The sequence below is a fragment of the Acetobacter oeni genome (genome assembly GCF_011516825.1).
In the GTDB taxonomy this organism is placed as follows: Bacteria; Pseudomonadota; Alphaproteobacteria; order Acetobacterales; family Acetobacteraceae; genus Acetobacter; species Acetobacter oeni.
Window position 1 is genome coordinate 19,944 of sequence record NZ_WOTA01000036.1, and the last position, 7,567, is coordinate 27,510.

Below are 7,567 nucleotides of genomic sequence, written 5' to 3' on the forward strand. Positions count from 1 at the left end.
ATGTTCCGTCGCTCCACCACGCGCTACGGGGCAACACCCGAGCCGGTCACACCTTATCAGAAAGCGGCGCAGATCTGGGATGACCGGATCGGGTCCGCCCGTGTCCAGGCGCGGAACTGGCGACTGATGGCGTTTGGGTCGCTCTTCCTGTCCGCAGGACTTGGCGCGGGACTGGTCTGGCAGTCCGCGCGCGGCACCGTCACGCCGTGGGTCGTGCAGGTCGATCATCTGGGTGAGGCGCAGATCGTCGCCCCCGCAACAGCGTCCTACAGGCCCACCGATCCACAGATCGCCTGGTATCTGGCCCGTTTCATTGAGGATATCCGCAGCCTGTCCTCCGATCCCGTCGTGGTGCGGCAGAACTGGCTGCGTGCGTATGATTTCACCACGACCACGGGTGCGGTCGCACTGAATGACTATGCGCGCCTGAATGACCCTTTTGCCCGCGTCGGGCATGAGCAGGTTGAACTGGATGTCTCATCGGTCATCCGTGCGTCGCCCACCAGTTTCAGGGTCGCGTGGGTCGAGCGGCATTATCGCGACGGGGCTTTCGTCGGCACAGAGCGATGGACCGCCATCGTCGCGACCAGGCTCACCCTGCCGCGTGATGCCGACCATCTCCGAAAAAACCCTCTGGGGATTTACGTCTCCGCCATCAACTGGTCGAAGGAGCTGGGCCAATGATCCGTCGTGCTCTTCGTTTTCTTCCCCTGCTGATCCTGCCTTTGGCCGGATGCGCACAGCAGTATCATCCGCCCGTCATCCGTTACGATGACGCGATGCAGGCAACCCGGTTGCCCGATCCGCCAAAACCGATCCAGGTCGTGGAAGTCCCGAAAATCCTTCCCTTGCCGGGCCAGCTCAAGACGCTGCCGTCACGACGCGCGGCCCGTCCGCCCCCCGAAGCCGCCGACCCAACCGCGCGGGTGACGCAGGCCAATCTGGCGGCACGCATCCAGCCTACGCGGGCCGGGTTCATCAATGCGGTGCAGGTCTATCCCTACAGTCCGGGCGCGCTCTATCAGGTCTACACCGCGCCGGGTGAGATCACCGACATCATGCTTCAGCAGGGTGAGAAGCTGGTTGGTACGGGGCCGGTGGCGGCAGGGGACACCGTGCGCTGGATCATCGGTGATACTGAGAGCGGGGCAGGGGCGACCAAACGCATTCACATTCTGATCAAACCAACACGGCCGGATCTCACGACCAACCTGATCGTCAACACGGATCGGCGGACCTACCTGGTGGAACTGCGCTCCACGCCCGTTACCTATATGGCGTCGGTCTCGTGGGATTACCCGGAGGACGATCTGATCGCCCTGCATCGGCAGGACAACGCGGCAGAGGACGAAGCGCCCATTGAAACGGGGCTCAATCTTGATAGCCTGAATTTCCGCTATGCCGTCCAGCCGGTCAAAGGCGGAACACCGCCCTGGCTGCCCAGCCGGGCCTTCGATGATGGGCATAAGGTCTATATCGCCTTCCCATCGGGAATAGGGCAGGGAGAACTGCCGCCGTTGTTCGTGCTGGGGGCCGATGGCGGACCGGAACTGGTCAATTATCGCGTCCGGCAGAACTGGATGATCGTGGATCGGCTGTTTGCTGCCGCTGAACTGCGGCTGGGCGACAAACAGTCTGAACAGCGCGTGCGGATTGTCCGTACCGATGGGCGGCGCTCATGACGGGCGAGGAGGACGCGGGTCGCGACGTACGGCGCGAAGCGGGAATGGAAAGCGGGCGCCCTGCGGTTCCGCCATCCACGCCAGACCTCCGTCTGCGGGCGGAACGGCCAAAGGTCGTCCGGCTGTCGCGCTATGTCGTCTGGGGGCTGGCCGGCACCGCGATGATCGGAATTGGTCTGGCGCTCGGTTATGCGCTCCAGAATTCCGGTCGTCAGGGGGCATCGTCAGTCGTTCAGGAGTCTGATGCGCGTCCCTCGGCCGACGGGCTGGATGCCTTGCCGAAGGATTATACCGGCGTGCCGAAGCTGGGACCGCCCTTGCCTGGTGATCTGGGCAAACCGTTCCTGAAAGCGCAGCAGGAAGGACGTGCGGGTCCTGTCTCCAGCATGGGCGATCATCGCGCCGAACAGGAAGTCGCTGCTGCCATAGCCAGCAAGCTGTTCGTGCAGACACGTGACGGCGGGCGACAGGACAATGAACTCCCCATCGTCGCACCCGCAACCGGCGGGACCGCAACGGCAGCACAGTCAGGCGCGAGTGATCGCCAGGCTGCCAACCGTGCCTTCCTGGCGGGAGAACCCGACCGTGTCACGGTCAGTCCCGATCGCCTGACGCCACCGACTTCGCCCTATGTGATACAGGCCGGGACAGTGATTGCAGGCGCACTGAACACCAAAGTCAGTTCCGACCTACCGGGCCAGCTCATTGGGCATGTGACGCAGAATGTCTATGACAGTCCGACCGGCCGTTATCTGCTGGTTCCGCAGGGCAGCACGCTGTTCGGAAGCTACAACAGCAGCATTTCGTTCGGTCAGCAGCGCACGCAGGTCATCTGGACCCGATTTATCCGGCCCGATGGCGAAAGCATCGTGCTCGACAGGATGCCCGGTGCGGATGCGATCGGCCAGACCGGCCTGAAGGATCAGGTGGACCAGCACTGGGGGCAGCTTTTCAGAGCAGCACTAGTGACGACCCTGCTCAGCGTCGGTTCGGAAGCCGGCACATCATGGGGTGAGAACAACCTGTTTCAGGCCATCCGCAGCGGGGCCAGCAACGGGTTCTCCATGGTGGGGAACCGTCTGATCGACCGCAGCATGGACGTGCAGCCTACGTTGACTGACCGGCCCGGGCTTCCGTTCACCCTGATAGTCAATCGCGATCTTGTCCTCAAACCCTGGCATCATCAGGAGGGAGCATCCCCATGACCAAACTCCGTATCAGTACCATCCCCGACAGTCGGCCTGTGAAGCTGACAATCGAATTGCCGGCGGAGATCCATCGGGATCTGCTGCTCTATGTCGAACTGGTCTCGGCCACTGCCGGCGAGCCTGCAGACACCGTAACTGACGCGGCCAGACTGGTGCCGCTTATGGTTGGACGTTTCATGGAGACGGATCGGGCGTTCCAGAAACAGCGCCATGTGCGGGTGGCTCGGACGAAGTCGGCGGGATCAGGTCCGGGTAACGCTCCCTGAGCAGGGAGAGGAAGGAGGCGAGGGGGCGGCTTGGGTTGCTTCGCAACCAGCAGGCAGTAAACCGCAATTCGCTCGGTGCGTTTTCGAAGCGTAGCTCCCGGTAGACGATCCCCGGCAACGTCTCGCCTGTGCTGCTTTCGCAATCGATCATGATTCCTCGGTCTTCACTGACAAAAGGCCGCAGAGACGCCAACGGGATATCATGCTCGATCAGGGTGGGGTGATGACTGCCACGGCCTAGGCATGCGCGAATGATCCGTGTCAGCTCCTGACCTGGATCCAGACTACTGACCAGAAAACGCTCCTTTTTCAGCATCACCCACTCAAGTACCGCTTCGCCAGCAAGAGGGTGTTTCGCTGGTAGGACGGCAATGCATCGCTCTGGCCACAGCGGAAGAGACCCTTCCGGCCAGTTCAGTTCACCGGCCGTCACGATGGCAATGTCAATATGACCCCGTTCAAGTGCCGCCAGAAGTTCACGCCGGGTGCCCCCAACCAGCCGCCACTGGAGGTCCGGGTAACGACTGCGGAATTCTGTCAGGGTCGCGCGCAGATTGCCGGTCGAAACTGAGGTGTAAAATCCAATCGCAATGCGCTCGCCTCTCTTATGGCGGCTGGAGCGCGTATGGGCAGTCAGACTCTCCATGTCCTGTAGGATACGTCGTGCGGCCTGCATGAAAGTGGTGCCATCATCAGTGGGGTGAACGCCGTCTCGTCTCCTTGTAAACAGGGAATAGCCGACATGGTTCTCAAGCGCCTCGATGTGCCGCACAACCGTCATCTGCCGCACGCCAAGTTTCAGGGCGGCTTTTCTGATGCTCCCTTGCTCAAGGGCCGCGATCGCATATCGCAGGTGCCGGGTTTCTATCGTCATTACCCGAGGTTAGCAGGGGCCGGTTCCAGAAATACAGCGTTACAAATCTATATCGATTCTGCACGAATTTGAGAGCGAACGTCAGTTAACTGCTCTCACACTGTGCGTGTTCAGCCTTTGCGTGACATGAGGCATCTTTAACTAGGGCCTGGACTCATAACCAGTAGCTGACGGCCGCGACGAGGCAGATGGCGGCGTGGAGGTTAGTGGCATTGCGATCGTAACGTGTCGCGATGCGGCGGAAGTCCTTGAGGCAGTTGAACATGCGCTTAATGGCATTTCGCGTCCGATAAAGGACCGGCGAAAAGCAGTTCTTCTAGGCCCGATTGACCTTGGGTGGGGTGTTCGGCGCGGCGCCCTTGTCCTCGATCTGTCGACGCACCGCGTTGGTGTCGTAGCTCTTGTCGCCGTGGATCAGCCGGACGTGCGAGACCTGTTCCAGCAGCGGGACCGCTGCCGTGCAATCCGCGACGTTGCAGCCGGTCAGCACGAAGGCGAACGGCCGGCCGGCGGCATCCGTCAGCGCGTGGATATTGGTCGTGCGGCCGCCACGCGATCGGCCGATGGCCTGGTGTCGCTCCCCCTTTTTCCGCCGGAGGCGCAGCGATGGGCCTTCACGGCGGAACTGTCGATCAGAAGTTCGGCAGGTCGTCCACCGCCCAGCGCCAGCGCCTCGAACAGGCGCGCCGAGACGCCTTTCGCAGCCCAGCGCTGAAACCGATTGTAGAGCGTCTTGCGCGGGCCATATGCGGACGACGCGTCCTTCCACCGTGCGCCGGAGAGCATGATCTGAATGATGCCGCTGATCACGCGTCGATCATCCACACGCGGCTTGCCACGCGTATCGGTGGGCAGATGCGGGGCAATCCGCGCAAACTGCCAGTCCGAAAGCCAGAACAGGTCAGCGTCCATCGCTCATCTCCCTTCAGAGACAGAGAATCACAGGCCGTTTACAATGGGAATCCCTTTATGGAGCAAGGCCCTAAAGCGTGTCGTTGCAAGCACTCAACAGCAAGCCTTAGAAGGTCGCGGGACAGCAACAATGGGGAGGGGCAAGTCGCAGGTCTGCTTCCGGGAAGCATAGACAGAGGAGGAATCGTTAAGCATCAGTTAATATATTCGGTTCAATTTTTCGTTCAGACATATTTATATTAAATATAATAGTAATTTACTCAGATAGGTACATGGCCTATACTGTATTATATGCGCAAACTAGAAAATACAAATCTTGTAAATATTTAGAAGTAAGCCGTTGGTATATATGTATATTACTTCAAGGGGGAAGGTTTTTATTTTCCCCCCATCACAACTTCTCCAAACAAGGAAAGTCGAACGGTCCGTCAGTCAATGCGCCAATATCAGCGAAACCTTTGTCGCCTTGCATGATCTCCAAACAATCTATGTTAGAAAATATTTCAGCAGATCGGCCTCACGAAATAGTCCAATAGGCAAACCTTTATATTCTTCAGTCTAAAATAGGCTCTCTAACTTTGTCGCTCCACAATACACGAGGATAAGGCATTTTTGCCCGCAAAGTAAGTTCAAAATCCACCAATATTTTCTGTACTTTTGAGTTTAAAATAGGATAGCCTGTTTTTGTGTTGTAATTGAGATATCTATCTGCATAACTATGCTCAGAGTGATGAACTACTACAATAGATTGTATAATTTCAGATATACCGTCTCTTGTTTTATCAAAACTCTTCTGCTCCTCATTCCAAGCAGATTCGTGAAAGTGTTCCCGTAATTCTTCCGATACGATATACAATCCCAAATCTATAGATTTGTTGTGTAATCTTTTTATGTCATGGCCAAAATCACGAATATCAACCTTATTGTGCACAAGGAAAGATTTTAAGTGGCATTCTAAGCTATGACCCAGAGCAAAACATACGGGAAGAATATATTTATCTCTAGCTTGCGAAGACTGGGCATTGATCATTTTATTATATAGTGCATTAAAAGCCTGCCCGTAACTGAACCCCGTGTAGGCATAGCTTACATACAGATCTTCACTATTATCCATAAGCAAAGAATAATTCTTTTTTTTGTTTTTTGCTGTTGAGATTTGTTTTGATCTTATTTCAGCTTTGGATGAATCAGAAAGAGTGTTTTCAACCCATTGGTTCAAACTTATTTTCTGCAACTCAGCCGCAATAGATGCCTGTGCATGAATATCGGGAGATATTCTAAACATAACTTTCCCACTGTATTGCTTTTGGGAATTCTTTCCACTCTCCTCAAAAGAAGAAATGTAGCTATCAATAGCTTGTTCAAAAGCGCTTTTTAAGCCAGAGACAGTGTCAGACTCAAAGGTGATATTGTCATCAATTCCAATGACCCGTCCCAAAAAAATACTTTCTTCAGAAGAATACTCAATACGAGCACTATATCCTCTGTAGTTCATGCCGCTCATAGTAACAATCTCCAAAAATAATCAACTACTCCACTAGCAAACTTGATAGTTTTTTTGTCTGCTTGCGAAGCTCCGCAGAATGAGCTTCTTCGCTCAGTCTGTGATATCATTAAGTGCTATCTCAAACTGATTTGCAAGCAATAAATGCTATCACTGTGAATCGATGCATTTTGGGGGACTCTCAATTCGAATGCTAAGGCCACTTGCGTTTGCAAAGATGCAGTGTGCGACAAACTCTGAGGTCAAATTTACGGCAGTAAGTTGAATGATTTATGCCCGCTGTATGAATGGCGATTTAAGTGACTCTATGTCCGATATGAGGCGGGAACAGAACATCCGGTTGCGCCCACGACGAGGCAAAAGGCGACAGAGGCTTGTAACTCCATAGGCACACATATACGCATCAACCGATGCTGTTGATTGTCGGAACCATTCGCCTCCCGCCGCAAAATCTAGAAGCCGCGCGCCCGGTTATGAAGCGTATGGCTGATGCCAGTCGCGCGGAGGAAGGATGCATCGAGTACGGTTACGCCGAGGACGTGTTTGAGCCCGGGCTCGTCCACGTTAAAGAGCTTTGGACCGATCAGGCTGCTCTCGATTGCCATTTCGCTTCGACACACATTGCTGAGTGGCGCGTAGCGTGGCCAAGTCTCGGCATCGGCGACCGGAACCTGCGCGTTTATGATGTTGGCGAGGCTCGCCAGACATAACTTTTCCGGTCTGCTGGTATTCTCTAAGATGGTCAGGTGCGCCCGCAAGGAGGGCAAATCCGGATATGAGCCTGGGTTTGATAGCCTGAAAAAGCTGCGTCCAGACTAACTGCATTTTTTCTGTAGCCTGCGGCGTTAGTGCCTACAGTTGATGATCCTCCGTTTTCGGAAAATCAGCAGCTGAGTCCGTATGTCTCGAATGAAGGCGGAAATTGCCTGTCTGCTCGTTTCATCCAGCAGACAGGCACATTGACGGATAGGTTTTTCTCTCAGGAGCAAGCGAGTGGCTTTTCAGCCGTACTTTTGCTCCATGCCACGATCGAGATGGGGAAATAGAAACGGATACCGTCTGCGCCCTCCCATGCTCCCATGCCCAGACGATCCTGACCGCCTGCGATATCCTCTGCAAAC

At 55.6% G+C, this 7,567-nt stretch carries 7 protein-coding genes and 1 pseudogene; 5 read left to right on the forward strand and 3 right to left on the reverse strand.

Annotation, left to right across the window (positions count from 1 at the left end):
• From trbF to GOB90_RS16375, 4 genes are read left to right on the forward strand one after another with little or no spacing between them, the layout of a single operon-like run.
• Positions 1-684 carry a conjugal transfer protein TrbF gene (trbF, locus tag GOB90_RS16360; RefSeq protein ID WP_146891753.1) on the forward strand — a complete coding sequence of 228 codons (684 nt, stop codon included), beginning with the start codon at positions 1-3 and terminating at the stop codon, positions 682-684.
• A complete protein-coding gene (gene trbG, locus GOB90_RS16365) occupies positions 681-1,682 on the forward strand; it encodes a P-type conjugative transfer protein TrbG (RefSeq protein WP_146891756.1) in 1,002 nt (333 codons plus the stop codon). The genes trbF and trbG overlap by 4 nt, the downstream gene beginning before the upstream one ends.
• Positions 1,679-2,887 carry a TrbI/VirB10 family protein gene (locus GOB90_RS16370; RefSeq protein ID WP_146891759.1) on the forward strand — a complete coding sequence of 403 codons (1,209 nt, stop codon included), beginning with the start codon at positions 1,679-1,681 and terminating at the stop codon, positions 2,885-2,887. Before trbG ends, GOB90_RS16370 begins: the two co-directional genes overlap by 4 nt.
• Positions 2,884-3,156 (forward strand): DUF2274 domain-containing protein, encoded by a 273-nt coding sequence (locus GOB90_RS16375; protein WP_146891762.1) that lies wholly within the window; start codon positions 2,884-2,886, stop codon positions 3,154-3,156. The genes GOB90_RS16370 and GOB90_RS16375 overlap by 4 nt, the downstream gene beginning before the upstream one ends.
• Here GOB90_RS16375 and GOB90_RS16380 read toward each other — a convergent pair.
• The 3 genes and pseudogenes from GOB90_RS16380 to GOB90_RS16390 form a co-directional block, all read right to left on the reverse strand.
• The gene (locus GOB90_RS16380) at positions 3,065-4,030 is read right to left on the reverse strand and encodes a LysR family transcriptional regulator (RefSeq protein ID WP_146891765.1); all 966 of its coding nucleotides are present in this window, start codon (positions 4,028-4,030) and stop codon (positions 3,065-3,067) included. The two genes, GOB90_RS16375 and GOB90_RS16380, sit on opposite strands and share 92 nt — an antisense overlap.
• Before the next feature lie 154 nt (positions 4,031-4,184).
• Positions 4,185-4,942: pseudogene (locus tag GOB90_RS16385) on the reverse strand (IS5 family transposase).
• A gap of 553 nt (positions 4,943-5,495) precedes the next feature.
• Complete coding sequence (locus GOB90_RS16390) at positions 5,496-6,446, reverse strand: type II toxin-antitoxin system HicB family antitoxin (RefSeq protein WP_146891768.1); 951 nt, start codon at positions 6,444-6,446, stop codon at positions 5,496-5,498.
• 410 nt (positions 6,447-6,856) lie between these two features.
• On the opposite strand from GOB90_RS16390, the gene GOB90_RS16395 reads away from it, so the two are divergent.
• A complete protein-coding gene (locus tag GOB90_RS16395) occupies positions 6,857-7,156 on the forward strand; it encodes a putative quinol monooxygenase (RefSeq protein ID WP_146891771.1) in 300 nt (99 codons plus the stop codon).
• The last annotated feature ends 411 nt before the right edge of the window (positions 7,157-7,567 follow it).